The 566-nt window shown below is 69.3% G+C and carries 1 protein-coding gene; it reads left to right on the forward strand.

What is annotated here, in order from left to right:
• Nucleotides 1-9 precede the first annotated feature (9 nt).
• On the forward strand, nt 10-566 hold a 557-nt coding region (locus tag ACFWJO_RS39255; protein ID WP_386873027.1), incomplete at its 3' end, for a helicase-related protein.

Genomic DNA, 566 nt, shown 5'->3' on the forward strand with positions numbered 1-566 from the left:
GCCTCCTGCGTGGCGTTCTGCTTCACCAAGCAGCAAGTGCAGGAAACCGTGGATCACCTGACGTCCAAGGGCATTTCCGCCGTCGGCCTGCATGGTGATCTCGAACAGCGCGACCGTGACCAGGTATTGGCGATGTTTGCCAACCGCAGCACTTCGGTGCTGGTGGCCACCGACGTCGCCGCCCGCGGCCTGGACGTCGAGCGCATCTCGCACGTGGTCAACTACGACATCCCGCAGGACGCCGAGTCCTACGTGCACCGCATCGGCCGCACCGGCCGCGCCGGCCGACAGGGCGACGCCGTGCTCTTCATGACCCCGCGTGAGCGCTTCCTGCTCAAGCAGATCGAGCGGACCACCCGCCAGCAGGTCGAGGAGATGGCCGTGCCCTCCGTCGCCGACGTCAACGCGGCCCGCAAGCGCCGCTTCGCCGACGGCATCACCCGCACCCTCGAGCGCGCCTCGGAGGAGGAGCTGGCGGTGTTCGGTGAGATCGTCGCCGCGTACGTCGACGAGCACGAGGCCGAGCCGGCGCGCGTGGCCGCCGCACTGGGCATGATGGCCCAGGG

This window comes from Streptomyces sp. NPDC127092 (assembly GCF_042722475.1).
Classification (GTDB): domain Bacteria; phylum Actinomycetota; class Actinomycetes; order Streptomycetales; family Streptomycetaceae; genus Streptomyces.